The 26,193-nt window shown below is 54.5% G+C and carries 25 protein-coding genes; 16 read left to right on the top strand and 9 right to left on the bottom strand.

Translation table 11 applies throughout. The features are described from left to right. The 6 genes from JOD69_RS21525 to JOD69_RS21500 form a co-directional block, all read left to right on the top strand. A partial coding sequence (locus tag JOD69_RS21525) for an RHS repeat-associated core domain-containing protein (RefSeq protein ID WP_280860138.1) occupies positions 1-1,118 on the top strand: 1,118 nt, incomplete at its 5' end. Positions 1,119-1,121: 3 nt separating this feature from the next. Then, positions 1,122-1,337, top strand: coding sequence for a hypothetical protein (locus JOD69_RS21520; protein WP_210024275.1), 216 nt, complete (start codon positions 1,122-1,124; stop codon positions 1,335-1,337). A gap of 121 nt (positions 1,338-1,458) precedes the next feature. Beyond that, on the top strand, positions 1,459-2,133 hold the full coding sequence (locus JOD69_RS21515; protein WP_210024274.1) for an RHS repeat-associated core domain-containing protein: 675 nt from the start codon (positions 1,459-1,461) through the stop codon (positions 2,131-2,133). After that, positions 2,133-2,516: a hypothetical protein gene (locus JOD69_RS21510; RefSeq protein WP_210024273.1), complete on the top strand. Its 384-nt coding sequence runs from the start codon at positions 2,133-2,135 to the stop codon at positions 2,514-2,516. Before JOD69_RS21515 ends, JOD69_RS21510 begins: the two co-directional genes overlap by 1 nt. Positions 2,517-2,618: 102 nt before the next feature. Beyond that, complete coding sequence (gene xrtM, locus JOD69_RS21505) at positions 2,619-3,122, top strand: exosortase family protein XrtM (RefSeq protein ID WP_210024272.1); 504 nt, start codon at positions 2,619-2,621, stop codon at positions 3,120-3,122. Next, positions 3,109-3,729 (top strand): hypothetical protein, encoded by a 621-nt coding sequence (locus JOD69_RS21500; RefSeq protein ID WP_210024271.1) that lies wholly within the window; start codon positions 3,109-3,111, stop codon positions 3,727-3,729. The genes xrtM and JOD69_RS21500 overlap by 14 nt, the downstream gene beginning before the upstream one ends. 196 nt (positions 3,730-3,925) lie before the next feature. Here JOD69_RS21500 and mobF read toward each other — a convergent pair whose 3' ends face one another. From mobF to JOD69_RS21485, 3 genes are read right to left on the bottom strand one after another with little or no spacing between them, the layout of a single operon-like run. Further along, positions 3,926-6,484 carry a MobF family relaxase gene (gene mobF / locus JOD69_RS21495; RefSeq protein ID WP_210024270.1) on the bottom strand — a complete coding sequence of 853 codons (2,559 nt, stop codon included), beginning with the start codon at positions 6,482-6,484 and terminating at the stop codon, positions 3,926-3,928. 2 nt (positions 6,485-6,486) lie between these two features. Continuing rightward, the gene (locus JOD69_RS21490; RefSeq protein ID WP_210024269.1) at positions 6,487-8,097 is read right to left on the bottom strand and encodes a type IV secretion system DNA-binding domain-containing protein; all 1,611 of its coding nucleotides are present in this window, start codon (positions 8,095-8,097) and stop codon (positions 6,487-6,489) included. Between the two features lie 2 nt (positions 8,098-8,099). Next, positions 8,100-8,465, bottom strand: a complete 366-nt coding sequence (locus JOD69_RS21485; protein ID WP_210024268.1) for a hypothetical protein — start codon at positions 8,463-8,465, stop codon at positions 8,100-8,102. Positions 8,466-8,759: 294 nt separating this feature from the next. Between JOD69_RS21485 and JOD69_RS21480 the strand changes: the two genes are divergently transcribed. From JOD69_RS21480 to JOD69_RS21440, 9 genes are all read left to right on the top strand, one after another. Next, positions 8,760-9,173, top strand: coding sequence for a hypothetical protein (locus JOD69_RS21480; RefSeq protein WP_210024267.1), 414 nt, complete (start codon positions 8,760-8,762; stop codon positions 9,171-9,173). Next, a complete protein-coding gene (gene stbB, locus JOD69_RS21475) occupies positions 9,170-9,865 on the top strand; it encodes a StbB family protein (RefSeq protein ID WP_210024266.1) in 696 nt (231 codons plus the stop codon). Before JOD69_RS21480 ends, stbB begins: the two co-directional genes overlap by 4 nt. A gap of 8 nt (positions 9,866-9,873) precedes the next feature. Further along, positions 9,874-10,350 carry a hypothetical protein gene (locus JOD69_RS21470; RefSeq protein WP_210024265.1) on the top strand — a complete coding sequence of 159 codons (477 nt, stop codon included), beginning with the start codon at positions 9,874-9,876 and terminating at the stop codon, positions 10,348-10,350. Positions 10,351-10,353: 3 nt separating this feature from the next. Further along, positions 10,354-10,695, top strand: a complete 342-nt coding sequence (locus JOD69_RS21465) for a hypothetical protein (protein ID WP_210024264.1) — start codon at positions 10,354-10,356, stop codon at positions 10,693-10,695. A gap of 154 nt (positions 10,696-10,849) precedes the next feature. Next, positions 10,850-11,116, top strand: coding sequence for a CopG family ribbon-helix-helix protein (locus JOD69_RS21460; RefSeq protein WP_077732361.1), 267 nt, complete (start codon positions 10,850-10,852; stop codon positions 11,114-11,116). Then, the gene (locus JOD69_RS21455; protein WP_077732360.1) at positions 11,113-11,403 is read left to right on the top strand and encodes a type II toxin-antitoxin system RelE/ParE family toxin; all 291 of its coding nucleotides are present in this window, start codon (positions 11,113-11,115) and stop codon (positions 11,401-11,403) included. Before JOD69_RS21460 ends, JOD69_RS21455 begins: the two co-directional genes overlap by 4 nt. A 170-nt stretch (positions 11,404-11,573) precedes the next feature. After that, positions 11,574-14,273, top strand: coding sequence for a site-specific DNA-methyltransferase (locus JOD69_RS21450; protein ID WP_210024263.1), 2,700 nt, complete (start codon positions 11,574-11,576; stop codon positions 14,271-14,273). Next, positions 14,273-17,422 (top strand): DEAD/DEAH box helicase family protein, encoded by a 3,150-nt coding sequence (locus tag JOD69_RS21445; RefSeq protein ID WP_210024262.1) that lies wholly within the window; start codon positions 14,273-14,275, stop codon positions 17,420-17,422. The genes JOD69_RS21450 and JOD69_RS21445 overlap by 1 nt, the downstream gene beginning before the upstream one ends. 79 nt (positions 17,423-17,501) lie before the next feature. Next, entirely contained in the window at positions 17,502-20,546 is a 3,045-nt protein-coding gene (locus JOD69_RS21440; protein WP_210024261.1) for a TrlF family AAA-like ATPase, read from the top strand. Positions 20,547-20,801: 255 nt separating this feature from the next. Here the strand turns inward: JOD69_RS21440 and JOD69_RS21435 are convergent, their stop codons facing one another. From JOD69_RS21435 to JOD69_RS21425, 3 genes are all read right to left on the bottom strand, one after another. Then, on the bottom strand, positions 20,802-21,098 hold the full coding sequence (locus JOD69_RS21435; RefSeq protein ID WP_210024260.1) for a type II toxin-antitoxin system RelE/ParE family toxin: 297 nt from the start codon (positions 21,096-21,098) through the stop codon (positions 20,802-20,804). Then, positions 21,071-21,355 carry a CopG family ribbon-helix-helix protein gene (locus JOD69_RS21430; protein ID WP_210024259.1) on the bottom strand — a complete coding sequence of 95 codons (285 nt, stop codon included), beginning with the start codon at positions 21,353-21,355 and terminating at the stop codon, positions 21,071-21,073. The genes JOD69_RS21435 and JOD69_RS21430 overlap by 28 nt, the downstream gene beginning before the upstream one ends. A gap of 178 nt (positions 21,356-21,533) precedes the next feature. Next, a complete protein-coding gene (locus JOD69_RS21425) occupies positions 21,534-22,100 on the bottom strand; it encodes a recombinase family protein (protein WP_210024258.1) in 567 nt (188 codons plus the stop codon). A gap of 422 nt (positions 22,101-22,522) precedes the next feature. On the opposite strand from JOD69_RS21425, the gene JOD69_RS21420 reads away from it, so the two are divergent. Then, positions 22,523-23,608: a DNA-binding protein gene (locus JOD69_RS21420; protein WP_210024257.1), complete on the top strand. Its 1,086-nt coding sequence runs from the start codon at positions 22,523-22,525 to the stop codon at positions 23,606-23,608. Between the two features lie 583 nt (positions 23,609-24,191). Here the strand turns inward: JOD69_RS21420 and JOD69_RS21415 are convergent. From JOD69_RS21415 to JOD69_RS21405, 3 genes are read right to left on the bottom strand one after another with little or no spacing between them, the layout of a single operon-like run. After that, a complete protein-coding gene (locus JOD69_RS21415) occupies positions 24,192-24,821 on the bottom strand; it encodes a hypothetical protein (protein ID WP_210024256.1) in 630 nt (209 codons plus the stop codon). Between the two features lie 37 nt (positions 24,822-24,858). Continuing rightward, complete coding sequence (locus JOD69_RS21410; RefSeq protein ID WP_210024255.1) at positions 24,859-26,007, bottom strand: hypothetical protein; 1,149 nt, start codon at positions 26,005-26,007, stop codon at positions 24,859-24,861. Next, positions 26,004-26,156 carry a hypothetical protein gene (locus JOD69_RS21405; protein WP_210024254.1) on the bottom strand — a complete coding sequence of 51 codons (153 nt, stop codon included), beginning with the start codon at positions 26,154-26,156 and terminating at the stop codon, positions 26,004-26,006. Before JOD69_RS21405 ends, JOD69_RS21410 begins: the two co-directional genes overlap by 4 nt. Positions 26,157-26,193 lie beyond the last annotated feature (37 nt).

Below are 26,193 nucleotides of genomic sequence, written 5' to 3'. Positions count from 1 at the left end.
CCCTCGACGCCAACGGCAACCGCACGAAGGCCCTGGTGACCGAACCCAGGCTCCCGGAACAGCTCATCAATCTCACCCGGACCTACAGCTACAACCCGCCGAAGAACCGGCTGACCGGCACCCAGCTCGACGGCGCTAGCACACCCTACAGCTACGACTTCGAGGGCCAGCTCACCAGCAACGGCGCCGCCACCTTCAGCTTCGACCCCGCCCACCGCCTGGTCGGCCGGGGCACCACGAGCTACACCTACGACGGGGTCGGCAACCGGATCCGGGCGACGCGCAACGGCACCGTCACGAAATACGTCTACGACGCCGCGGGCAACCTCCTCGCCGAAGCCGACCAAAGCAACACCATCAAACGGTACTACATCCACGGCCTGGGGCTCGCCGCGCTGGTCGACGCCCAAACCAACGCCCTCTACGTCTACCACTTCGACGGCACCGGCCACACGGTGGCGCTGACCAACGCCAGCCAACAGACGGTCAACACCTATGCCTACGATCCTTATGGCCGCTTGATGGCGCAGACCGAAACGGTTCCTCAGCCGTTCCAGTACGCCGGCCAGGTCGGCATCATGGCCGAGGGCGACAACCTGTACTACATGCGGGCGCGGTATTACGATGCGACGGTCGGCCGGTTCATCTCCGAAGACCCCATCGGCTTCGACGGCGGACTGAACCTGTATGCCTATGTCGGGGGGAATCCGATTATGGCGGTGGATCCGAGCGGACTCAGTCCCACTGAAGGAGCGCGCCTATCGCAAGCTCAAATCGTTCAATTTCAAAAAGATGCTTTTGATATTGCTATAGGCTTTGCAGCACCGATTAGCAAGGTTGGCACTTTAGTCGAAGCGGTTGCTGCAAGAGCCACCGAATGGACTCTTGGTGCATTTAAGTCAGAGGCAAAATGGGCGAGCCAGCTTGAAAAACGCGGATGGACTCCGGATCAAATTACTGAAGCCATAAATAAAGGACAGTCATTCCCAGCTGAAAACCTCGTCAACAAAGGCAATCAGGCAACGCGCTATGTTCATCCTGAAACCGGACAGTCAGTAGTGATTGATAACGTAACAAAGGAAGTTATTCATGTTGGCGGGCCAGGATTCAAATACTAAATTATGAGTACTGTATATGTTCGTTTATTAGGTGAAGGAGTGGAGGTTTACCGTCCTGTTCCAGCTTCTCAAGTGGAATCTAATATTTATGTTTTAGGCGGTGCTGAAATTTTTGACCCAGAAGATGAACAATGGGAGTTTCCTCCCGGCGAGTATGTTGTTGCAGAAAATAAAACATTAGATGGTGAAGTCGTTTTAGTAGCCATTAGCAAAGCTTGACGGAGAATCGCTCCGGCTCGTAGGGCGGAATAGCGTACCCGCGTATTCCGCTGCTTTGGTCGAGGCCCAAACCAACGCCCTTTACGTTTACCACTTCGACGGCACCGGGCACACGGTAGCCTTGACCGACGCCAGCCAAGAGACCCTCAACACCTACGCCTACGACCCCTACGGCCGGCTGATGGCGACGACCGAAACGGTTCAACAGCCGTTCCAGTACGCGGGCCAAGTCGGGGTGATGGCCGAGGGCCAGAACCTGTACTACATGCGGGCGCAGTATTACGATGCCCACATCGGCCGGTTCATCTCGGAAGACCCCATCGGTTTTGATGGGGGCTTGAACCTGTATGCCTATGTCGGGGGGAATCCGATTATGGCGGTCGATCCGAGTGGGTTGGGGGCGGAAAGCTTTTATTTGCCGAGCCTTCCGCAAGATCTCGTAGATTTTGCGGCTGGCTTTGGCGATGTGCTGTCTTTCGGAGGCACATACATCATACGAGAGGTAATGGACACAAATAGCGTTGTTGATTTTTCCTCTAGCGCCTATGCGACCGGAGCGATTTCCGGGGTTGCTATCCATACAATAGGCTTCCGCACGGGCGGGGAACTAAGTATCGGACGAAATTTCCGTTTGGCTCCTTGGGGAAATCGAACAGGAAATCGATATGGCGAATTGCCACATTACCATCGCAGAGGTGTTGATCAAAGCGGCCAAACATTACCAGGCCAAGGTATTGGCAGACATAGACCGTGGGAATCCAAGAGCACGGATACAAGTTTCTGGAGTAGATTTTAATGAAGCTTCCTATCATCATTTGTGAGGGAAGGGATATCAACATCTTCTCATCGTTAGAGGATGCCTGCTCCTACATTGAGCCGATAGACGTAAAGAAAGGGGAATATACTGCTTACGATTCAGACGGTTATTTATTAAATATAACCATTATTGAAAAGCAAAGAACGTATTTTTGTTTCTGGAAGTTCAATACCTTATCAGTCAATATTGAAGAGGCGAAAGGTGAAAACAGATCGGAAGAACTGATTGAAAAGCTTATTGCCTTTTTAAGTGCCGCTGGGGAGAAAGAGTTCGACAAAAACGCAAGGCTGCCTGAGTTGGTATCGTATACAGAAGTGTTCTTGTCGAGAAAGATTCGCGCAAAACGGAATAACGGGGATTGATTGAAAAATTCAGACACGTGAGTTGGGATTCGGTCTCTCACTCTCAATCTATTCCTGTCGTAGAGTCTTCACATGTCAGCTCATCGGTCTCACGAATCTTCCATGTCTACGCCCGGGTGGTTCCAACTGCTGCTCTTCCTCGGATGGTATGGGGCATTCCACTACGCCTATTTCCAGATACCCGATGACGTGTTCAGAGAGTTGTATCACCGGGGGTTGGGTACGCTTTGCGCGGACCTGATCAATCTGCTCGCGCCCCTGGAAAGGGTGTCGGCGGTTCAGAATCGGCTGGTGTCGCCACAGGCCGACCTGGAAATCGTCCGAGGTTGCGATGGCGCGGGCGCGTTGTTTCTGGTGATCTCGGCCATTTTGGCTTTCCCTTCGACGATCACGCGCAAATGGATCGGGATCGGCTTGGGCGTTTTATTGATGTATGGCCTCAACCTGATCCGGATCAGCGGGCTCTATTTCGTCATCGCCCATCATCGCGACTGGTTTCAGCTGATCCACACCTATCTCGCGCCGACCTTGATCATCGTGATCGGTTGCCTGTTCTTCGCCGGGTGGGCGGCGGGCTCCGTGCGCTCCGCCGATGCACCGCGCTGATTGGCTCAAGCTCTCCGCGAGAGCCGTGGCGGCCTGGCTCGGATTGTCGGCCTTGGGAATCTACCTCAGCGCACCCTTGGCGGAACTGATGCTGCCGCTGTTCCGGTTCGTCCTCCTGTCGGTTGCCCCCGAATACGCGCCGTCGCTCAAACTGGTCGCGGATAATCACGATGTCCTCATCCAGCTCGAGGCCTGGCTGTTGCAGCCGTTGCCCTTGGGCGGCGGCCAGCAGATTCCCGCGGGCCTGGCAGTAACGACCGGAACCCATCTGATGCATACCCTGGTTCCGGTGGTCATCGAAGGGTCCCTTCTGATGGCCTGGCCCACGCGGCGCTGGGTCGAACGCGCGGTGTTGCTGGTATTGGGCGTGCCGACATCGATATTCGTCGTCGGCCTCACCGGCCCTTTTGTATTGCTTGGAACGCTGGAAATCCAGCTTCAGGACATGGCGCAACAGGCCCATGTGGTGCGCAATGAACCCCTGACGTTGACGTGGATGATCTTTAACGAGATGGGTGGACGTTGGGCGCTAGCCATAACCGCGGCCATCTTGTGCATACAAGTACAAAAGGGCGTATTCGGCAATACTGGGCAATCCACCGCGTGAGCGTCAGCTTTCCCTAGATTACTGGCTCTTTGAAAACCTAGGTCGACTGGCTCTTGAGGGCACCAAGCGCCATGCAGGCGAAATCAAAAGCCGACATCCACGCAGAGTCGAAATCACAAATCCGCAATCGTCGGCTTTGGCCGAATTCGCTGTAATCGAAATGGCGGCTGGTAACACGACTGCTTGTTCTACCCTATCAACGCACGCGTTCTGCCTGTTTCGGGTGCTTCTCCGTAAGCTCAAGCGCTGCCCGCTTTTGCGACCGTCTCCCAATGGCATCCGGCAAAGCTGCGGCATTGTTGGTGTAGATCCGGAGCGCTCGCCGGCCACGGGATAGAGCGACATAGAAAGAACTGTCGTTCGTCGTCAAAGTCTTCGTATTCAGGTCCGCGATCACTCTATCGACTGTAGCGCCCTGGGCTGAATGGATCGTCGAAGCGTACCCGTAATCAATATGGAGCGCCCGAGAAGCGTCTATCGTCACCGTGCGCCCGTTCTGGAGCCGCACAGCGATGGAGTTGCGGTCTATGCCTACGATCTCGCCGTAATCGCGGTTAGCGTAGCCAGTGGTTCCTTTCGTGAATTGGATCTTATCGCCTACAGCCAAGCGCATAGATTCTTCACGGTAGGCCGAAAACTGCGATTGCCTCCAGGGATTCCAAGAAACGACGCTGCCATCGGCTCGATGAAGCTCGACAGTATTGTCTGCCGTGTTGATACTGGCAACGGTGAACCGCTCGCCTTTCTTGATGCCCGGATACTTGCGATCGGCCTCGACGACCTGTCCGACTCGGTAATGATCCGCCTGCGCCGCTTGCGCCGTGGTCAAATCGACGCGCCGTAAAGCTCGAAACTCTTGGCCATCTAAGTCCAGCTCGGCTCGGACGTAATCGTTGATCCATTGGCGGGCGTCATTGGTTCCTGAAACGATCATCGTCGACTTGCGTTCTTCGGGACTCAGCGCCGCATAGCCGGCCGCTATGTCGCGGTATCGGGCATGATCGTCCTTCACTTCGCGGATATTGCCGGCAATTTTCTTTAGAGCATCGTGGACGTTGCCCTCGGCCGTTAGCGTAACGGCATCGCGATAGAGCGTATTTTTCTGCCGTTGGATTTCCGACATCTCGACGAACCGCATGCCGACTTCCTTAAGCTGCTGAAACGGCCTACCCGCCTCAACGGCTTTCAACTGCCGTTCGTCACCGATCAGCGCAACACGGGCGCCGGTAGATTCGATCTCTTTGAGCACGTAGCGCATATCCCGCGCCGAGACCATGGATGATTCATCGAGCAGTACAAGCGTACTCGCGTTGACGCCTCGATCTTTTGTTGCGAGAAATTTCGCGATGGTCATGCTCTCGATACCGACGTCTCGAAGCTCATTGGCAGCCCTGCCGCTTGGACCTAACCCCATGACCTTGAATCCGGATCTTTCGGCCACCGATTTCAATTCAGCGAGCATCGTCGTTTTGCCAGTGCCCGCCCTGCCCTGAATGCCAACGACTCGGTCTCTAGTCGTCGCTATGAGGCGCACAGCGGCTTTCTGCCCATCGTTCAGTCGGGTGTTCGATAAGTGCGCTTCTACAGCTTCCAGAGAAGCGATGCCGCGAGCAAATGCGTTTCGCCCGACGGCGTTAATGCGAAGGATATCCTGCTCCCGGAATAGTCCTTCGTGCGTCGTGAATTCGTGATCACGCTGGAATAGCAGGCGATTAGAAACGGCTTCCGCGATGGCGGCGTTCACTTCGCCCAGCGTTGCTTGACCGACGGCCCGCTCCAAGGAATGGCGGCGCAGTGCATGGATATCGAAGACGGCCTCACGTTCGGCTAGATGGTTAATGGCAAACTCGACGGCATCTCTCGCCGGAGCCTCTACGGGCGCACGGTTGACGGCTCTAGGCCGCGTATCGATGGCCACGCCTAACGATCGTGCTTTCTCCCGCCATACCGCGCGAAGAACGCTGCGGTCTACGTCCTTCTTTTTCACCCTCGTCGCCTTGGTTGCCGTCTTTTTGAGCTCAGCGCTCGCATTCGCCCGGTTGAGTCCTCGCTCCGCGAGAGCTCGCTCGATATCAGCCGATCGTGTGGAAAACGCCTTAAGCTGGGCGTCGGTATAGCCGGCCAACTCGAACCGGCCGTCTCCGTGCGTACGGCGGATCTCATAGCCGAGGCCCTGGAGCTCTCGGGCCAATTCTGAGCGGTACATCGCGCCGAGCTGCATTTTGAGCTCATAGAGCCATTTGTTCTGAGTCGCCCGCCATGCGCCATCGAAGCGCTGTGTCGCGTTGATAACGATATTGTGCGTGTGAAGCTGGGGGTCGACATTCCGGCTCAAGGCATGGGTAAAACTGGCAATGATCAGATTCCCCGTTGTCTCGCCGTTCCTGGCCTTGGCCATGGTTTCGGCGTACCCCAGAGTGCGCCGGACCGCCTGGGCATGCGCATCGATCACGCGGGTGTCACCGGAAACTAGCGCTTGAAGTGAAACGCTTTTCGGTGCCGAAAACGTCAGATCCGATCCGCCTCGACGTTGGCCCTCTCTGGCCGCGATTTTCGAGCCATCCGGAAGCTCGCCCTTAAGCACGGCTTGGAACTGGTCGTGCGAGACTTCGCCGCGTAAATTCAACGCCGCGGCGCCCGCGCCGCTCCAATACGATAAGGCGGCGTGTTCTGAATCGCGGGTGTAATAGTCATCCTTCTCTTCGTAATAGCTGGCGGCTTGACCGCCTGCGCTGACGTTGGCAATTGAAAGCATCGTTACGTCTCCATAAATGCCTGATTCCGAACGGGATAAGCGTAGGGCTCCAGCGTCACAAGACTGATTGGATAGTCACCCGCAAAACACAGATAGCCTGCCAAGTTCGGCAACGAGTGAATATCGCTGGGTAAAACCAGTCGCTCTCGGACATGGCGCTGCGACACCTGCCGATTGATGCCGTCACTCGAATGCGTTCTGGATCGTTCAGTTCGGATGTATTCGCGCTCGCCGATACCTTTGGAGAATTCTTCTGCCGTCGCAGGATCGGTCGTCGGGATATTCATCAAATAGCTACTTCGAAAACAGCTTCGAAGCGTTTGGGACTTCTCTTTACCGTATATATCGTCAAGCTGCGCTGTGGACTGGACGCCGCACAAGAATCGCGCACCGTGCTTGCGGCCTTTGGTCAGTCCATCTTCTAGGCTGCTTAGCCGCTCCATGGATGCTAGCTCGTCACAGCAGAACCACAACGGTCTTGGCTTGCCGTGGATCGGCATCGAAAGCGTCGAGCTCACCAAAATGTCGAACCAGGTCGAAATAAGCGGCCTTAACGCATCGACCATGTTCTCGCGCCAGGTAATGTAGAGATTCCCGGTATCCTGCTCCAGCCAATTGCGAAGCGAAAACTCACCGTCGCGTAGGTGTTTGTGAGAGCTGAGATACTTGGTGAGAATGAACCGGGTTGAACTGAGCGCCTTGTTCGCCCCTTCGTCGAACAGCCCAATCGCCAGTGTGTTTTCGAGATACGCCCCCAGCGCTTCTATCTCCAGCGAACAGAGATAATGAATCAGCGTATCGGTGCTTTTGTGGCCATCCTCCCGAAGTTTCAGGATCGTCTCTTGGAACAGGAACTGAGCATAGCCATGCCATTCCTGATCGTTTGCGCCCCGCGCGTCAGGAATCACGGACCTCGCATATCGTTCGGCATCGTACGTTTCGCGGATCTCGTTAAAGATGCTCCAACCTGGAAAACGCCGGTCGAATGGGTTCATGATCACATCGTTGCGCCGGCCAAAAAGAGAGAAGTATTCGCCGTTCGGGTCGACGACGATGGCTCGGTCTCCACGGTCCAATGCCCTGGCTAGGACTTCTTTGATCGCCGTCGACTTACCCGCGCCCGTGGTACCACCGATCAAGAAATGCAGCGGCTCCAATTCCGGAGGAATCGGGACTCCGGCGATGGTGAGTTGCTGAACCGGCGTCATGTAGTGCCTGAGCACGTTCACCGGCTCGGTCGAAAACTGTTGCAGCCGGCGAAGAGACAGCATCTTGTTCCGGAACGTATTGGCATCCGCTGCTCGCACGAGCACCGATTTATCCGCAATGCTCGCGCCTCGGACATGTGAGCGGCCTTTTCGATGCGGATTCTCGAAGAGGTAGACCAACCACAGCAGGAAAGCCGCACCGACGGCGCTGATCGTAAGACTGCTGTACGTAATCGGCGTGATGCCCGGTGCGGTAAACGCCTGCGGTAGGGTGGCCTTGAGTACCGGACCGTAGGGTTTCACCAAGTGAAAGTCGTTGATGATCCGGTTGCACCAGACAAAAAAGCCGAGGATCGGCGCCAAGAAAAGCCAAACGGCGAATAACTCGAGTTTGCGCTTCCACATGGTTAGATCCCTTTTACACGATTATCCCCGTAGAGCTTCTTGACTTGGTTGGCGATGTCGCCGCGCACCCCGACATCATTTTTGAAGAGCGCTCTGAAATACAACAGGACTTCGAGGAAAAACGCCCGCTGTTCGTCAGGCGTCACAGGATCGCCAGCCGGCATGCCGTTTTGAAGCTGCCGTTGTAACAGCGCCGTGAGCTCATCGAGGCGATCACTGGATCGGGCAACGTGGTCATCGTACAGACCGCGCTCGATGTAGCCAGCGGCCACGGCCGAGAGACTGACGTTGAGCTCGACGGCTTTCCGCCGAAGATCGGCCATCAGCTTGTTATCGAGCGAAAGGGTAATTCTGCCGGTCGTTTTCATATGTCCTTCTACGTCAACGCTTTCAAGGATTTACGCACCCTTTGCATAACGCGCTCACCCCCTATGCATACTGAAAAACAGCAGCACGTTCATAAGCTTAGGTATCTGCATAGCAGATGCGTCCGGTGTGGGGACTTCGGGGGCAATTTTGCCCCCGTCTTCAAGGGTTTTGGGGTGCGCGAGGGGGTTCCCCTCGCGCATTACAGCTTAATGTGAGCTGTAATTCAACAGATATACATCATTGGTTAAACAGAGTTAGACTCTTCTACGTCACGAATACGATAGGATCATGACGTGAGTTCAACAGATGATAAGCAGAGCTTGGCCGATCAGCTTCGCAAGTTGGCTGCGGGCGATCAGCACCGCTCTGAAACGGCCCGGTTGCGGGACGTGTTTGACGACATCGAGACCGCCTTGAAGGCGGGCGTGTCCCGTCGCGCGATTCTCGAAACCCTGCACAAAAATGGGTTCACGATGAATCTGCGAACGTTTGATACGGCGCTGTACCGGATCAGGCGTGAGCGCTCGAAGCAACAGCGAAGTGCGGCACCCGAGCCAAGCCCCGGTGAAACCGAGCCAGCACGGCCGGATGATCTGGCCGGATTGGACAAAAAGCAGCGGCGGGAGAAACTCGCCGATCAGTTCATTAAGCCCGAAACCACGAACCCGCTATTAAAGCGGATCAACAAGAAGGATGACAAGGAATGAAGATCGCGGTGATCAACTTTAGCGGCAATGTCGGCAAGTCAACTGTAGCCCGTCACTTACTCGCCCCGCGCATGAACGGCGCACCCGTAATCCCGGTGGAATCGATCAACTCTGATGGCACTGAAGACGAGACGATCCGCGGCCGGCAGTTCGGCGAGCTCCAGGAAGCTTTATTGTTGATGGAGGATGCCGTGGTCGATATCGGCGCGTCGAACGTCGAGGACTTTGTTGGACTGATGAAGCAATACAAAGGCAGTCACGAAGATTTCGATTATTTCGTGGTGCCGACGGTCCCCAAGAATAAGCAGCAACGCGACACGATCAGCACGATCGATGCTCTCGCCGAGATCGGCGTTCCGGCCAAGAAGATTAGGCTCGTGTTCAATATGGTCGAGCTCGACGAGAATCCGGAGCGGGTGTTTGCCGGCCTGATCGAGTACCACACGGCAGCGAAGAATTTCACCCTACGGCGTGATGCGGTGATCCACACCAACGATATTTACGCCAAGATCAAGCATGCCGAACAAGGCATCACGGACATTCTCAACGATCCGACCGACTACAAGGAGAAAATCAAAGCGGCCACCGATCCCGAGGAGAAACTTCACTACGCCCAAATGGTTGGCATTAAGCGCCTGGCGGCGGGTGTCGTGGAAGAGCTTGACGCCGTTTTTAAGACGCTGCTGAAATAGGCCGCGCTATGGCCAGCACGGCGCAAGAAGCGTTAATTGCGGAATTGCTCGGCGACGTGGGCAAGCTGCACGATGAAGTCAAAGCCCTACGCGAAAGCCTGCCGGCCATCGTCGCGGATCTGAACGAGCGGACGACGGCCCTCCAAACGGCGATCGCCGGCCTGGGCGACGAAGCCGTGCAAGCCACGGTCAGGGCCCACATCGAAAACGCGACGGAGAAAATTGTTACGCAAGCTCTACGCGATGCGGCGGCGACGGTGCTCACAACAACGCTACAGGTTCCAATTAACCGTCTGGAATCGAGCGCTTTTGCGGTCTACAAAGCGGCCAAAGCGATGCAACGCAGTGCCCGCGAGCAAGTGGCCATCCTCGTGGGGGTCAGTCTTTTAGCCGGCGCGGTGGGAGGTGCCGCGGCAGCAGCGACGGCAAGCTATCTAAAAGATCACTTAACCCACGCGCGAGCGCCGACGATAGAACACAGGTAAACCATGGAGAAAAAGCCAGGCATGGACAGGACGAACGTTGTCCCGTTTCGGTCGGGAACGGCGCGCCGTACACGGCCGCCGCTTAAGGGTCCACGCCTGGTCTGGCCCACGCGCACCGATGTGATCGCAGCGATCTCGCCGCTCGCGCGGGCGGGGCGGATGACGTTAACCGGCGCTCGCGCGGTCCTTCGGATCCTCTCTCTGCCGTATCACGCTGTCATGCTCGTGTACGTCGGCATCCTCCGGGTGATCGAGTTCTTCCGCGTGATGGTCTTTGTCACGGTGTTCTTGATGCTCGGCTGGCTGTTGATCCAAATGGTTCGCGATTACCTGGCCAGCACATAAACTGAAACCGACACTTGCCACCAGTATTTCACGCCAAAATGTCGCCCAATGCCCCTCTTCACACGCGGACGAGTCTACCCTTGAATTAGAGTGGTCCCCGTGGAATGATTACCTATGAACCACGTTGAACCATTCCGATAGGGGAGGGTGAATTATGACGACCGAAGCCTTTACCGTCCGCACTGACGGCGAGACCGTTAAACGCCTTGACCAACTCGCAGCACAGCTCGACCGCTCGCGCAATTACCTGGTGAACCAGGCGATCCAGGAATATCTGGAGCTGCATGCTTGGCAGATCCAAAAGATTGAGGCCGGCATTGCCGCCGCCGATCGCGGCGATGTGATCCCGCATGAGGAGGTGATGTCCGAAATGGACGCCTTGATTGAAGAAAAAATCAGAGCGTTCGAAGACCGTTCGTGAAAATCGTCTGGACCGGCCCCGCCCGCCAAGACTTGCGGGACATTTACCTTTATATCGCCCAAGATAACCCCTACGCAGCGCGTAAGCTTCAGAATGAAATCCGGCAACGCGTTGCGCTTCTGCAAGATAATCCCGGACTCGGCCGACGGGGCCGAGTCACTGGGACGCGGGAACTTGTCATGGGAGATTCCCCTTACATTCTGCCTTACCGTGTGCGTCAGGACTGCATCGAAATTCTGGCTGTTTATCACGGCGCCCGGAAATGGCCGGAGGAGTTTCCAGAATAAACCCAATGAAGCCGAGGCATGGCGCTATGTAAAAACTTGCCAGAAGAATATAGGAGGGCTTCCAACGGAATTGGAATTAGCTATAAAGAAATAAGCGTAACCAGGATCTTCAGTAAGTCTCCTCAGTAGGGGGCCTACCAATCCAAGAAGAATAATTACAGGAACTGTAAATGAGTAATGGGGAAAAACTTAGCTCTGCCGCCTACCAACATTCTCAACAAAGCATCCAACGACCTGATGTCGGGGTCGAAGCACAATTCCCGAATAAGAAAGCACCGAAAACCTACCGCTACGATTCCAGCCTCGCTCCGGAGCTCTGCTGGGATGAGAACGCCGAGCGCCCTTTTGCCGAGTGGCTGCTCAACCTCGTGGCCGAAGCGGCAGAAAAGGGGGAAAGCGATGTCTTTGCGCAGCCGCAGTTGTGGGAGGGAACACAGGAGAAATTCTCATCGCTATCGCAATGTGCGGCCCGGCTCAAGAGCCTCACCAAGCCCTTTCTCAACTGGGCAGGAAAGGCCGAACGGCAACAGATTTCAGTGCCGACGCTACCGCTGTTCGTGCATGAGCGCCATTCCACCCAAGCTATTTTGGAAACCCTCAGAACGCATAAAGCCAGCGGCACGAACCTTGATCTGTTCGGGGATGCCGAACTGGACATCGCCGACAAGCTGGATGCCTACGAGCACAAAGGCCCGTGGACGAACCGCCTTGTCCTCGGCGACTCGCTGCAAGTAATGAACTCCCTGCTGGAATATGAGGGGCTAGGCGGGCAGGTGCAGATGATTTATTTCGATCCCCCGTATGGAGTCAAGTTTGGCTCAAATTTCCAACCTTTCGTGCGCAAGAGGGACGTGAAGCACGGCGCGGATGATGAAATGATCCGTGAGCCGGAAATGGTCAAGGCTTATCGGGATACATGGGAGCTTGGCCTACATTCCTACCTAACTTATCTACGTGACCGGCTGCTGCTGGCACGGGAGTTACTCCACGAGTCCGGCTCCATCTTCGTGCAGATTTCCGATGAGAACTTGCACCACGTCAGAGAGGTGATGGATGAGGTATTCGGTGCAGGAAACATGTGCGGTGTTATCCCATTTAAGAAAACTAGTGGTCAGGCTAGCTCTCTGATTGCTGGAGTCTGCGATTTTTTATTGTGGTTTGGCAAAAACAAGGACAAAACAAAATATGTGCAGCTATACGCTACTTTAGGATCCGAGGTTTCGGATAACTCATACAATTGCATCGAGTTCGCCGATGGGACTTGGAGACGATTGAGCGCTCGGGAACTTCGTGGCGAGCTGCCTATACCAGAAGGAAAAAGATTCCGCACATCCAACCTAACTTCGCAGGGATGGTCCGAGGAAGGATCAGCAGCATTTGAATACCAAGGAAAAGTATATTCACCATCGAAGGGTACACATTGGAAACCTGGAACAAAGAAGCTACCTGCACTTGCCCAGGCAAATCGCTTAGTAGGTATTGGAAACACTCTAGCTTACAAAAGATATATCGACGATTTTCCCGGTGTCGCCATAACTAATTTGTGGGACGACACAATTGAAAGCACGTTCGTAGCGCAAAAGCTCTATGCAGTCCAAACTGCGCAGAAGGTAATTCAGCGCTGCCTTCTAATGACCACTGACCCCAGCGATCTGGTCATGGATATTACCTGTGGCTCAGGGACAACGGCCTATGTCGCCGAACAATGGGGCCGTCGCTGGATTACCTGCGACACGTCACGTGTTCCCTTAGCATTGGCACGGCAACGGCTACTCACAGCCACTTTTCCCTGGTATCGCCTCAAAAATCCCGTCCAAGGCCCGGCTGGCGGCTTTGTCTATGAACGCAAGCAAAACCGCAAAGGAGAAGAAATCGGCGGATTAGTGCCGAGAATCACTCTCGGCTCAATTGCCAACAACGAAGAGCCGGAAATGGTAACACTGGTTGATCGCCCAGAAGTAGAGAACAAGATCACCCGTGTCTGCGGGCCATTCACGGTCGAAGCTACCATCCAAGCGGCGCTGACTCTGGCGGAGGAAGACAATCAAGTTGCCGAGGCCCCAAAAGGCTACGCCAGCCCCCGCGCTTATCTCGACCGGATGATTGAGGTGCTGCGCCAAAGCAAGACTCTGCGGCTACCTGGTAATGTAAGCCTCGAACTAGAAACTGTCCGCCCCTTGGCGGATCGGGAATACCTTCATGCCGAGGCGACGGCGAAAAATGGCTCTGAAAAACGCATTGCCATTGTCTTCGGGCCGGAGGATGGCGCTATCGGTTCCGAGTATGTGTTCAACGCCTCCATGGAAGCCATGCAACAGGGCTTCCAGCAGCTTTTCCTATTTGGCTTCGCCATTCAGGCGAAAGCCCGCGAGATGCTGGAAAAGCTGAAAATCCCGACGACCTATATCGCCATGACACCGGACGTGGTGATGTCCGACCTGCTGAAAACCAGTAAATCCAGCGAGATTTTCTCGATTACCGGCCTGCCGGATGTAGCGCTGAAACCTGACGGTAAAAAGCCGGACGGAACCCCGCTTCATCAAGTCGAGGTCAAGGGCCTCGACATTTTCCGGCCCGACACAATGGAAACGGATTCCATCGAAGCCGAGAACCTGCCGTGCTGGATGCTGGACACCGATTACAACGGCATGGTGTTCTGCGCCTCGCAAGTGTTCTTTCCGAAAACCGGGGCTTGGGACAACCTGCAAAAATCGCTGAAAGGCGAGTTCAACGACAGCGTTTGGGAGCATCTGGCTGGAACAGTCAGCGAGCCTTTTGTGCTGGGCGACAAGCGGCGCATCGCGGTCAAGGTCATTGACGATCGGGGCAACGAACTGATGGTCGTCAAAAGCGCTGAGGGGGCGAACTGATGGCTACAGCCAAGCAGGAGCTGCCCCCCGTCACGCCGGCTGAGGTGGAATCGCCGATCATCAATTCGCCTTTTGTTGAGCCGAAGTTCCATTGGCAAATCGAACGGGGAAAGCCGCCGATTAAAGCATCTGGGCGCCGCCGGGCCAGCTACTTCTACCGTGTGCCGGAGCATGCCGGGCGCGGCCGAAAGAGTAAATCGACTCTGGATATGTTCGAGGCCGAGAAAGGCGAACAGGTTGATCTCAGCATTGTTAACGAAATCCGTATACGGCTTGAAAACTGGCGTAACGGCAGTTACAGCGCCGGTCTTGCCTATGACGGCGCGTCGAGTGTCACCAAGGAATTGTTGGAGCTGTGGCGCAGCGAAGACCGAATGCAACGGCTGTTCTTCGCACAAATTGAGGCGGTCGAAACCATTATCTTTCTGATTGAAGCCAGTGAGATTTACCGAAAAGGTCTGCCGGAGATTCCCAAGGATGAGCCGGGCCTTGAGACTAAGGCGGCTGGTTTCCGAGCCTTCGTCCGCTATGCCTGCAAAATGGCGACCGGTTCCGGCAAAACAACCGTCATGGGGATGTTGGCGGCGTGGTCAATCCTGAACCGCGTGGCTGCGCCTACCGATGACCGCTTTTCCGACACGATTCTGATCGTCTGTCCGAATGTCACCATCCGCGAGCGGTTGCAGGAGCTTGACCCGGCACTCGGCGATTTGAGCCTGTATCGCACTCGCCAGCTCGTGCCGCCGCATCGGATGGAGGAACTGCGGCGCGGCGAAGTGATGATTGCCAACTGGCATCGGCTGGCGAAGAAAGAAACCAACACCGTCAACGGAGACTCCGCAAGGGTGGTCAAGACCGGTGAACCGGTGGAAGTTGTCAAGAATGCCGGAAAAGCCAATGAAACGGTCGAAGTGAAATATTTCGAATCCGATGCAGCTTGGTTCAAGCGTATCCGGCAGGAGCTCGGCTCTGGCAAGGGCCGCAGTCCGCATTGGCTGGTCTTCAATGATGAAGCTCACCATGCTTACCGGCGCGGGGATGTCGCTGAAGATGAGCAATTCCTCGATGAAGACAAAGAACTCGCCAAGAAAAACGACCGCGAGGCAACCATATGGATTGAGGGCTTAGACAGAATCAACAAGCTGGCCGGAGGCAGCCGCAAGCGGGGCATTAATCTGTGTGTCGATCTCTCCGCCACCCCTTTCTATATTCAGGGCTCAGGCAACGAAGTCGGCAAGCCGTTCCCGTGGATCGTTTCGGATTTTGGGCTGCTCGATGCCATTGAATCCGGTCTGGTCAAGATTCCGCAGCTACCGGCGCGGGATGTCACCGGGGCGGATGAAGCAGCTTATTTCAATATCTGGCGTTGGGTTCAGGCCAAAGCCAAAGAGGAAGGTTATGGTTCGAAGCTGACTCCTGAACTCGTGATGAACTACGCCAGCGCTCCCATCAATCTGCTGGCGGCGGAATGGCATCAGCGCTTTCAGGAATGGGAAAGTACTTCAAAACAGCAACACAAACACCCTGTCCCCCCAGTGTTCATCGTGGTCTGTCGAGATACCGCTGTCGCCAAGGAAGTTTATGCGTGGCTGGCAAATGGGAATGACAGCTACGGCGTAGCGCCTCCGTGGTTCAAGAACCAACCGGGACAGGAAGTCACGGTGCGCATTGACTCGAAGGTCATTGAGGACATTGAAGAAGGTGGTACGAAGGACGAAACCCGACGGCTCCGGTTTATTCTTGATACCGTGGGTAAGGCCGAATGGCCCGGCGGCAAAGTCCCAGAAGAGTGGTCGGAACTCGTTCGCAAGCACAATGAAAAGGTGGCCAGCGAGGACAACGATGGTTCCCTGAAATGGATGGACGAACGTATTCCGCCAGGCCGGGACATTCGCTGCATCGTGTCCGTCGCCATGCTGGCTGAGGGCTGGGATGCCAACACCGTCACTCATATCGTCGGCCTGCGTCCCTTCGGCTCGCAATTGCTCTGTGAGCAGGTTGTCGGTCGTGCCTTACGCCGGAAGAGCTATGCGCTCAACGAAGAAACCCAGATGTTTACTGAAGAAACGGCTAAGGTCTTTGGGGTTCCCTTTGAACTGATCCCGTTTAAGGTGTCGCCCGTTGGCCCGACACCGCCAACACCTGACCCAAACCATATCTATTCGGTGCCCGAGAAGGCGGAGTACGAAATCACTTTCCCGATTGTGACCGGCTATCACGAGTCCGGGCAATTCGAGGTCTTTGTGGACTGGAGCCAGATCGCCAAGGTCACGATCGACCCGATGAAAATTCCGCAAACAGTCGAACTGACCCCGCTGACGACGCCGGAAGGCGCTTTGGCCGCCTATGGCCCCGGTGAAAAGCCAATACTCTCGTTGAAAGAATGGCGGGCCATGTTTCGGGAACAGCAGGTCGCTTTCCGATTGGCGCGGGAAATCTGCATCCGTTGGCAGAGCGACAACGGCGCCGCGGCGGTGCCGGTACAGATCTTATTCCCCAAAGTCGCCTTTGCAGCGAAACGTTTCCTCGTCGAAAAGCTGGAGCGGAAGGGTGATAGCCAACCCTGTGACGTACTGCTGGTAGGCGAGTATATGCAAGCAGCCATTGGCGCGCTGTTGGAAGCCATCAAGAAAGGCTCATCCTCGGACTCGAACAACGCCGAGGTTGCGGTTATCCTCCAAGGCGCCGCCGGACGGGGTAGTACACTGTTCGTCGATTTCCACACCACCAAGCCCATCTATCCAGTGACCAAGTGCCACCTCAACGCGATGGTGGCCGATACCAAAAAATGGGAGCAAAGCGCCGCATTCCTGCTTGACAGCCATCCGGGCGTGAAGAAGTGGGTGAAGAACGAACGGCTGGGTTTTTTTATCCCGTATCGCTACAAAGGCATTCCGGCCCGCTATGTGCCGGATTTCATCATCGTGACCGACAAAGGTTTCAATGTGATTGTAGAAATCAAAGGTCAGGTCACTGACGATGCCGACGCAAAAGCTAAGGCGGCGCAACGGTGGGTCAAGGCTGTTAATCGATTAGGTCAGCATGGTACCTGGCGTTATCTGCTCGTCACCGATCCCGGAAAGCTAGGGATCGCTCTCAACGAACACACAACGGACAAATGGGATGAAGGGCAGTTTGAGTTGAGATAGGCAAGGCAAGTCTGCTAATCGCCTTTTCAACAGCAGCTGTCTTTACAAAAAACATAAAAGAAGAATACGAGGCGGATCTATGGGGAATAAATATCCAAAAGGTTCAGAATGGCGAATTTGGGATTTGCACGTTCATAGTCCAGCATCGGCTAACTATACCGGTAGCTGGGAAGAATACATTATTCAGACCGCCAGTTCTAAATGCGCTGTCATTGGGATCAATGATTATTTTTCCGTCGATGGCTATAAGGAAACACTGCGCCGCCTTGACGATCCAGAAGAAAGCCATAAGGGTAATGAAGCCTATCGTGAAGCGTTGGGAAAACTACGCTCTAAGGCTTTATTGCCTGTGGTTGAATGCCGGATGGATAATCTATTGGTAAGTCGCCAGGGCAGATCAGAGTCAAGATCAGGAGAGAGAATAAACTTTCATCTCATTTTTAACAACGAGGTGAATATAAGCGATATCGAACGCCTGATAAGAAGTTTCATGGTTGATGGTCAATCCATCGGGAACCGCTATGACGATAAAAATTTTCTCTTAAATGACGTATGCGTCAGCCTCAAGGAGGTTAAGGAGCAATTAGAGGGTGATGCCACATTCAGAGGAAAATATTTATTGTGGCTTCCCTACGATGAGTATGGCGGCATAGGCAATATTGACCCACAAACTGATAGATATATAAAGGCAACCCTGACAAAAACCGCCGATATCCTAGGGTCTAGTAATCAGAATCAACGCGATTTCTTCCTCTGGAAAAATCCGAGGCTAACAGAGGCTGAGTACAGGCAATGGATTGGCAAACCAAAGCCTTGCATTAAAGGCAGCGACACACATAGCGCACGGGAAGAGATTGGGCCATTAAAAGACAAAACCTCACAGCCAACCAATAAATACTGTTGGGTGAAGGCCGACCCATCCTTTAAGGGGCTTGAGCAAATCCTGATTGAACCCGAGGATCGTGTCTATATTGGGGAACGACCGCCAAAGCTGGTGCATGTTACCAATAACCGGACAAATTTCCTTAGCAGCCTGCAAATTAGGAAGAAGGTGGATAGCAGTATTGATGACGCTTGGTTTAACTGTGATTTGCCCCTAAATCACGACATGATTGCGATTATCGGCAACAAGGGGAGCGGCAAAAGCGCACTTGCAGATATTATTGCGTTAGCCGGAAACGCGCACTGTGACCGTGAGCATTTTTCATTTCTTACACCTAGCCGCTTTTGCGAGAAAAACAATAGAATTTCCAAGCATTTTGAACTTATTGCGCATTGGGAAGATGGCACAGAAACGACAAAATCCTTAAGCGATCAATCTGACCTGCTTGACGTGGAACGTATCAAATACATCCCCCAGAAATATTTAGAGAATGTATGCACGGAGACTGCCCCCGGCGAGCAGAGCGAATTCCAACGAGAGTTGCGTAAGGTTATTTACTCACGCATTCCTGAGGAAAACCGCTTCGATAAGCAATCCTTAGACGAACTGATCGCCTACAAAACCGAGGAAATTGGTAAAGAGATTGGCACTCTCAAGCAAAGCCTAAAAACCATTAATACCGAACTGGTGCGGCTGGAACAAAAAGCGACATCGGAATATCGCCAAACACTCGAAGCCAGACTAAAAGAAAAGAAACAAGAGCTGACAGCACATCTTGGAATTAAGCCGCCGGAAGTTCAAAAACCCGATGCATTGACCGAGGAAGAAAAGGCAGCATCATCCAAAATATCTGAGCAACTGGACGCCACACGCGGGAAATTGCGTGATATTAATAATGAAATTGCGCAGGCTCAGGAGAAACGCAAAGAAGCCACAGGCAAGTTGGAGCAACTCCGCAAGCTGGAAATTCGCCTTGGCAATTTTGTCAGCGATTTTGAGCGGCTAAAGAAAGACATAGCCCTAGAGGTTGCAGCACTTGACTTACCAATTGAGCAAATCTTAACACTGCGCACCGATTACACCATGCTCAACCAGAAGAGACAGTTCTGGGAAAATGAGAAAGTCAAACTTGACATGCTTTTAGCAGAAGGCGGAAACGAAAGTCTGCTGTTAAAGCGCCAAGATACAGAGAAAACCATCGATAAGTTGAAGCATGAATTGGATGCGCCAAATCTCCGTTACCAAGAGTATTTAAGCGCCCTACAAAAATGGCAGCAACGCGAGGCGCTAATTACCGGTAATGCAAACCAAGCTGACTCTCTTAAGTTCTTTGAAGAGCAATTGCGGTTACTGTGTAAGGAGCTACCAAACGAAATCGCACATATCAAAAAACAGCAGAAAGCGACTGCCGCCTTAATCTACGAAAAAATAACTGAAACCAGAAATGTGTATCAGCAATTGTTTGCACCTGCCCAGCAGCTCATTCAAAACAATCCTCTTATTAAGGACGCCTTTCGCCTTAGTTTTGATAGCAGCATCGTGGATAGAGGTTTCGCAAAGGCATTTTTTGATAGGTTTATCAATCAGGGCGTGAATGGGTCTTTTTGTGGTAAAGAGCAAGGCTCGACCTTACTTAACAATGTACTTAAAGAATATGATTTTAACCAGTCAGAAGATGCCATGAAATTTGCAGAAAAGATTGTTGAGCTTTTAAGCGAAGATCATCGGAGCGAAAAACGTCCAAAATACGCTATCGAAAAACAAATGAAGAAAAACGTGCTGGTAAATGATTTATACGACTTTCTATGGTCATTTGATTACCTCGCACCGGAATATGCGTTAAAGCTCGACAGTAAGGATTTAAGCCAACTCTCACCGGGTGAACGCGGCACTTTGTTATTAGTCTTCTATTTGCTGGTTGATAGAAGCAACAAACCAATCGTCGTCGATCAGCCAGAGGAAAACTTAGATAGCCACACAGTTTATCGTCTGCTAATTCCAGTCATAAAAGAGGTTAAGAAGACACGGCAAATTATAATGGTAACTCACAGCCCAAATATCGCTGTTGTGTGTGATGCTGAACAGATAATTCATGCTTCTATTGATCGCGCAGCCGGAAATTGCGTTACCTATACACCTGGCTCGATTGAATCGCCTATTACCAATCAATGCTTGATTGATGTGTTGGAGGGCACACGTCCTGCCTTTGATAATAGGGAGGCGAAATACTATTCTGCCTAATAACCAGTGGTGCTAGTTCATTCTTGGCACCACAAATCAATGACCTACGATGGTGCGAGTCCGGGGCCGGAGTAAATGCGCTCACGCAAGTCTTTGATTATGCAACCTTCGTCTGAGGCCAACTAGCACCACTGGTTAATACTTCGCCAAGCGTTATTTCATCGCAACGGCGGTCGTAAGGCTGCGTCGTGCGGGTGCTGGCGTGATTCGTCTGAACGCACGGCACTTCTCTTGCGGACTTACTACTGCTTTCCCTCATCGGTCCTCAAGGCTATGCCAGATTCTCAGGATCACAATATCGTCGCCGTCCAGCCGGTAGCGTATGACATAACCGCGCTGCCCGAATGGCACGAACAGTTCCCGGTCGTCGCGGCCTTCAAGCCGCTTACCGATGCCGGGATGCGTCATGAGAAGCTTCGCCGCCTTCTTCAGGCTCTCGGCGGCACGCCGGGCAGCGTCGGGATTGTGGGGTTCGATGAATTCCCGCAGCCGAACAACATCCCGTTGCGCGGCCGGGGACCATTTCAGCGTCGGGGCTCGAAGTCCGGGCATGGGCCTTCCTTGTCAGTTCCCCAGGTGTCAAGCCATGCCGTCATAGCCTCGTTGCTGACGAACTGGCCGGTGCGCTTGTATTCCTCCCATGCTTCATCGGCTTCGGCATTGCGCCTTTCGATCTGTTCTTCTCTGTCCAGATATTCGCGGATCGCTTCGCGCATCAGCCAATGTGGGGAGCGCTGCTTGGCTGCGCCAAGGGCCTTCAGGCGGGCGCGGGTGTCTTCGTCAAGTTTGATGCCCATGGTCGTGGTCATGGCGTCACCTCAAAAAGTTGCGATAGGTGCAACTTTTTTATACCTCAAAGACTCCTACCTGTCCACGGGAAAAGTGTCGGGGCGATGTGCGGTAAAAAAATTTACAAGGCCCCTTTCTGTCATTTTTAACGCAATATAAGGACCAGTGTCGTTTTCAGAAGGCGACTTGCACGAAATGTCAGGAGTCGGCTGCACTCGCAGCTTGCAGCGCGGCGTATAGAGCGGTCTTGCCGACCTTGAGGCGCGCTGCAGCCTCGCGGACGTTCAGCCCGTTGGCGATGTGCTCCCGCGCCCGCTGCAACTTGTCGGCGGAGACGACCGGCTTGCGCCCGCCCTTTCGTCCGCGTGCGGCGGCGGCGGCCAACCCAGCTTTGGTGCGCTCGCAGATCAGGTCGCGCTCGAACTGGCCCAGCGCGCCGAACACGTGGAAGATGAGCCGCCCGCCCGGCGTGGTGGTGTCTATGCTTTCGGTCAGTGACTGGAAGCCGACGCCACGCGCTTCCAGCGCGCCTATTGTCTCGATCAGGTGCGGCAGGGAACGCCCGAGCCGATCCAGTCGCCAGACAACCAGCACGTCGCCGTCGCGCAGATAGGCCAGCGCGGCAGCCAAGCCGGGCCGGTCAGCCTTCGCCCCGGACACCATGTCCTCGAACACCCGTTCGCAGCCCGCCTTGCGTAGCGCGTCCCTCTGTAAGGCGGTGTCCTGTTCCGCCGTTGATACCCGCGCATAGCCGATCAGTGCCATTGCTTGCCCTTTGTCCGTTATTCCGTCCGCCTATCATAATGTCCGACAACTCATTAAACAAGTACGTTGCCGGACATTGTCCGGCATGACCGACTAATGATCCTTTGACGGACAAGGTGGCATCGTGCACGGGAGTTCTGAACAATTCCGGCCACTCGCGGCAGCTCGTGCATAGGACGGCTGACACGGCTCGTTCAGAAGTCCGCTGCACATAGAACGGCCAGCCCAATGAACTGGTGCAGTCGCCTTCTGAAAACGACATGTAAATTGGCCAGCGGTTTTTTGGCTACTTCAATTGGCCTTGCGCCTCTCCGAAACGCCTTTATACCTTACTTTATTTATTTGTTTTGTATTTAGTTTGTTTGTTTCTTTGTTTATTTATATAATATAAGCGCCTGGTCCGTCACCCAAGGAGCCTTCTCATGCGCCCAGCCGAATTTGCCCCTGAAGAGATCATTGCCGCCGGCGAGTCCTTACAAGCCCTAGGTCGCAACGTCACCGGTTTTGCCCTGCGCCAGCGGGTCGGTGGCGGTAATCCGAATCGGTTGAAACAGGTCTGGGACGAGCACCTGGCCAAGCAGGCCGTCACTCAGGCCGAGCCGGTCGCCGAGCTCCCCGTCGAGGTCGCCGAGGAACTGGCCGCCGTCACCAAAGCCCTGAACGAACGCCTGGCTGCTCTGGCCGTTGAGCTGAATGATAAGGCCGTAAAGGCCTCCGAAAGGCGGGTCACCGATGTGGTTCGCGCCGCGGGCGAGCAACGCGAGCAGGCCGAGCGCGAGCTGGCGGACGCGGCGCAGACCGTTGATGATCTAGAGGCGAAGCTCGATGAAACGAAAGCCGAGGTTTCCGGCCTGACCCAGCGCCTCGCCGAATCGCAGGCCCAGGCCCACGCGCAGGCCGTGGAAATCGCCCAGCTCCGGGAACGTCTGGCAGCCGCCGAGAAGGCGGCGCGAGACGCCAGCGACCAGCACGACGCGGAACTCAGACGACTGACGACGGCGTTGGAGGTTGAGCGCTCCGCTCGGGCCGAGGCGGAAACCGAAACTAGGCGGCAAACAGAACACGCGATCCGGGCCAGCGCTGAACGGGATGCGGCGAGTGCCGAAGTCGAACGGCTCCGCGCCGCGCTGACGGTAGAACAGGAGGCCCATGGTCAAGCCCTGCGTCAGATGGAGCGCTTGACCGCCGACTTGGAAATCTGCCGGCGCGATCATAAAGCCTTGCAGGCTAACGTGGATGAGCTCGGCCGAAAAAAGGAGGAAGCCAAACAAGAGTATAAACGACAGTTTCAACGGTTTAACGCGCAGATCGAGACGGCAAAGGAGAAACAGGCTGCGGCCGAACAACGCATTGGCCAATTAGAGGTTGAAAACGGTCGGTTAACCGAGCGGTTAGCGGTGGAGCAGGACCGCATTAAGGAGCTAGTCTCCCAAGTGGAGCGTTTGCAACACGAGTGGGTCGGGATGGCCAAGACCCGCGAAAAAACCAGGACCAAAACACAGGATTAGGCGAACGGCGCGAGGTGATTCTTATGCACTGGACCAAACCGAGCTTCACGCCCGTGACCCTCATCCATCTGCGTTGGCATCGGGACACTCGCTATTACCTGGTGTTCTTGGCCAGGGACCTCTTTGGAAACTGGTTGATTACGCGGGTATGGGGTCGCCAAGGCTCACCCCTGGGCGGGGTTAAGCGGGATCTCTGCGGGTCTTTCGTGGACGGCTACAACGACCTGAAAACGATTGCGGCGCGGCGCAAGGCCCATAAGTACGATAGCTTTAGTGTCGCAACCTGGCCTACAGCGTCCGGGCCTACCTGTAGCAAACAGCAATCGAAGCGGCCAGGGACTGCAATCAGCGCGATTTCTGGACCGGATTAACTTGCAACTAACGGGGTTCAAATTATTAGACCCGTCTGCGGCATTCCATCCCGCCATTGAGCATTTATTGCGGGAACCGGCTGGTCATTATGTCATTGGAACCTGTCAATCGGCCGCTGCGTGCCCTGAACGGATACCTGGGCGGGCAGAGTGAACTTCCGGTATTCGGCCAAGTGCGGGCATTCTTCACTGAGCTACAGAGCGGCCTGTCGCTACCTCAATGCGTCGACTAGGTCACCGCGCAAATTCTCGAGAAGAACATCATTCGGATCGTCCACGTTCAATGTTGCCGCAGCTGCACTCGACAGAATCACCGTACCGAAATATGGCTTTGGTAGCCTCAATTGGATCCGCTCCAAGGAGAACGGACGCTTGCCAGCTAGCAGCGTACTTGCTTCTCGCACGTCTCGATCACCTTTGAAGACGACCTTCGCAGTAATACCCTTCTCAACCTGTAAGGCAGTCATATGAAGCGAATCAACGACGGCCGAGAGTCCAGAGCTACCTTGGAACTGTGCTGCCCAGGCTAGTACATCTACGATGTGCGGCGTGATGACTACCTCGAAATCGGTCGCTTCTGATAACCGGTTCATGAGGGGTTGCAGGCTGCGTGGAGGATCTCGGACCTCCAGGCCCGCGCCGAAGACAGTAGCTCGGAAGGAGCTCTGGCGAAACTCAATGCGCTCAAAGGAAAGCTCGACCCCGAACGGATCTGTGACCGTCTCGGTGTACTCAACCCGTTCGACATAGCGCCCCTCCAGCAGATCATCACGGACCCTGTCAATGACAAACCCGTGCGAGACATCGCTACCGAATGGCCTGGCTTTGAGTCGATTCGCCAACGTCCTCATGGAGATGGGCCATTGTGCCCGTAACCATCTATACCGCCGCGCCATCCCTGCCCCCTTCGACTACCTCGTCCACGCCCTTGGCTTCTTCAAGTAAGTTGATAAGCACTTGGCGGGCTGTCAACTCAAGCAGGGCTAACAACTTGGCTTTTTCCATGTCGCTGACGTGGACGATCGTTTTTCGATGCGACCCTTTGTGCGCCCGAAAAGCCCCCTGAACCGCATACTTGAAACCCGTTCCTCTCTTGCGATCCTGGAAGCCAGCGTCGAATTGGATGATGTCCGGTGGATTACCTTCGGACTCCGATCGCCAAGAAATCGCCGTGATGTAGAAGCCTCGAGCCGTCAGATCCTTGTACTCTTGCGACTGCACTAGGTTCTGACCGCTCATATGCATGCTGTGCACGACCGCTGCGAACATTTCCGCCCCAGCTGCAACTTCGTCGTCTTCTTCCAAGTCAAGCGCCTCATCTTCTTCACCATCTTCAGAAAGATGGGACGAAACCTTCAGGCTCATAACGTTGCGAAGGCGGAATTTGGGCAACGAGGAAATGAGCCTGGTGAAGAACTTGGAACGTAGCTCGGGCGTCGCAAGGCCCGTCAGTTCAACTCTTTCCTCATCGATGGTCTCCTTCCTTCGACGTTCCACGTTCTCCTTCAATGCCGCGACGATTTTCTTCGCCTTGTCCGTTGCTGGCAGTCTCACGACAGTCTGACCATCCTGTACTAGGAATTCGATATCCGCCTCCTGTCGTTCGCGCTGCAAAAGCCTAGTTCTGGAGCGATTGAATTCGTCGTACACGACGTTTACAACGAAGCCGTCGTTCGCGGCTGGTCGGTAAACAACATGCTCCTTCCCGGTGACGGCAGCTGCGTACTCGGCAGCTGCCATCTTTAATTCTTCAACGGGCATTGAAGTGTTAAGCCGCACGAACGTTGTTTTTTCCCGTCGGTGACCAGGATCCCGCTTTTGAACAATCGCCGCAACATCGTGAAACCCATGAGGTAACATCGACAGATAGTCCGCCAGGTCTTCTCTGTCGTCTTCCGGGGAACAAAAGATGCCTCGATCTCTGGCGAATTCGCGTAGCACGGACTCCGTCAACCGCTGCTTTCCGGAGATCAGGAGGTCGTAGATGTCATTGTCGCTGGCACTCAGGTAATCAAGAAACTCGTTCATCCCCAAGTCCCTAAATCGATATTGGAGTAGGTCGTTTTGATGTGGGACATTGGTTCGTAGCGAATTGCGTTCACATAGTCCCCAAGGTCGGTCGACGCATTTCCCCCGACCAAGCCTTCGATGTACTGCAACTGAGCCTTCTGAAACATCGGCGAAGAGATCGGTGAGGCCATGAGCGTCTTAGAG

The sequence above is a fragment of the Methylocaldum sp. RMAD-M genome, from assembly GCF_017832375.1.
In the GTDB taxonomy this organism is placed as follows: domain Bacteria; phylum Pseudomonadota; class Gammaproteobacteria; order Methylococcales; family Methylococcaceae; genus Methylocaldum.
This window is presented reverse-complemented; position numbering and strand designations above follow the sequence as displayed.

Excerpts from the sequence above, each read along its gene's own strand:
- JOD69_RS21520 (WP_210024275.1), top strand. The coding sequence starts at position 1,122 with ATGAGTACTGTATATGTTCGTTTATTAGGTGAAGGAGTGGAGGTTTAC.
- JOD69_RS21510 (WP_210024273.1), top strand. The coding sequence starts at position 2,133 with ATGAAGCTTCCTATCATCATTTGTGAGGGAAGGGATATCAACATCTTC.
- xrtM (WP_210024272.1), top strand. The coding sequence starts at position 2,619 with ATGTCTACGCCCGGGTGGTTCCAACTGCTGCTCTTCCTCGGATGGTAT.
- JOD69_RS21500 (WP_210024271.1), top strand. The coding sequence starts at position 3,109 with ATGCACCGCGCTGATTGGCTCAAGCTCTCCGCGAGAGCCGTGGCGGCC.
- mobF (WP_210024270.1), bottom strand. The coding sequence starts at position 6,484 with ATGCTTTCAATTGCCAACGTCAGCGCAGGCGGTCAAGCCGCCAGCTAT.
- JOD69_RS21490 (WP_210024269.1), bottom strand. The coding sequence starts at position 8,097 with ATGTGGAAGCGCAAACTCGAGTTATTCGCCGTTTGGCTTTTCTTGGCG.
- JOD69_RS21485 (WP_210024268.1), bottom strand. The coding sequence starts at position 8,465 with ATGAAAACGACCGGCAGAATTACCCTTTCGCTCGATAACAAGCTGATG.
- stbB (WP_210024266.1), top strand. The coding sequence starts at position 9,170 with ATGAAGATCGCGGTGATCAACTTTAGCGGCAATGTCGGCAAGTCAACT.
- JOD69_RS21470 (WP_210024265.1), top strand. The coding sequence starts at position 9,874 with ATGGCCAGCACGGCGCAAGAAGCGTTAATTGCGGAATTGCTCGGCGAC.
- JOD69_RS21465 (WP_210024264.1), top strand. The coding sequence starts at position 10,354 with ATGGAGAAAAAGCCAGGCATGGACAGGACGAACGTTGTCCCGTTTCGG.
- JOD69_RS21460 (WP_077732361.1), top strand. The coding sequence starts at position 10,850 with ATGACGACCGAAGCCTTTACCGTCCGCACTGACGGCGAGACCGTTAAA.
- JOD69_RS21450 (WP_210024263.1), top strand. The coding sequence starts at position 11,574 with ATGAGTAATGGGGAAAAACTTAGCTCTGCCGCCTACCAACATTCTCAA.
- JOD69_RS21445 (WP_210024262.1), top strand. The coding sequence starts at position 14,273 with ATGGCTACAGCCAAGCAGGAGCTGCCCCCCGTCACGCCGGCTGAGGTG.
- JOD69_RS21440 (WP_210024261.1), top strand. The coding sequence starts at position 17,502 with ATGGGGAATAAATATCCAAAAGGTTCAGAATGGCGAATTTGGGATTTG.
- JOD69_RS21435 (WP_210024260.1), bottom strand. The coding sequence starts at position 21,098 with ATGCCCGGACTTCGAGCCCCGACGCTGAAATGGTCCCCGGCCGCGCAA.
- JOD69_RS21430 (WP_210024259.1), bottom strand. The coding sequence starts at position 21,355 with ATGACCACGACCATGGGCATCAAACTTGACGAAGACACCCGCGCCCGC.
- JOD69_RS21425 (WP_210024258.1), bottom strand. The coding sequence starts at position 22,100 with ATGGCACTGATCGGCTATGCGCGGGTATCAACGGCGGAACAGGACACC.
- JOD69_RS21420 (WP_210024257.1), top strand. The coding sequence starts at position 22,523 with ATGCGCCCAGCCGAATTTGCCCCTGAAGAGATCATTGCCGCCGGCGAG.
- JOD69_RS21410 (WP_210024255.1), bottom strand. The coding sequence starts at position 26,007 with ATGAACGAGTTTCTTGATTACCTGAGTGCCAGCGACAATGACATCTAC.
- JOD69_RS21405 (WP_210024254.1), bottom strand. The coding sequence starts at position 26,156 with ATGTTTCAGAAGGCTCAGTTGCAGTACATCGAAGGCTTGGTCGGGGGA.